Raw genomic sequence first — 716 nt, 5'->3', positions numbered from 1 at the left:
CGCCCCCGTTGCGGCCCCACCGCCTGCTCCCGTGAGCCGCGGCGGAGCCGGCCGTGTCCGGACCTGGCCACCGACCCGCTGGCTGTGGGCTTACTCACGCCCCTGTGGACTTACTCACCCTCCACGCCGGCTGGTTGTCCGGGAAACAGCCGATCCCACCCGCCAGCCGGCCGACCGACCGCAACCGTGGGCCAATACGTGGGATCTTCCTCGATCCGCTGCCCGCCGCAGTCGCCGGTCAGGCCGTTGCACACCCGTGGCCAGCCCGCTGCCGATCACCGAATCCCATCCCAACAAAGTTGGCCTACCGGCGGTCGACCATTTCCCTGCCGCCAACCATGACAAAACGATCGCCATATGGCCGGGCCCGCCGCGGAATCGTGCTTCCCAGCGTCGGTACAGCGGATCGACGGTATTCGGTCAGCTCCACGGAAACGTCACGTCCGGCGGCGTCCCAACCGTTGGAAAGCCACGGTGAGCCGCCTTTTAAGGGCGTGTTCGACACCAGTCCGGCAAATGGTGTCAGGGAGGTGATGGACACCCCGTATCCGGCCTGTCCAAGTCGGTGTCGACGTCGTCGACGAGGATCGGGTTCCCCCGGCAGGCGGGAGAGGTCCCGGCCGGGCGGGCCGACGGCCGGGTGCTCCCAGCGGCGTCCAGTTGCGCTGATGCCGTGGCCAGCGGAGTCGTTCGAACCCCCCCGGACGCCCCTGGCC

Source organism: Candidatus Protofrankia californiensis (assembly GCF_900634765.1).
Taxonomy (GTDB): Bacteria; Actinomycetota; Actinomycetes; order Frankiales; family Frankiaceae; genus Protofrankia; species Protofrankia californiensis.
This window is presented reverse-complemented; position numbering follows the sequence as displayed.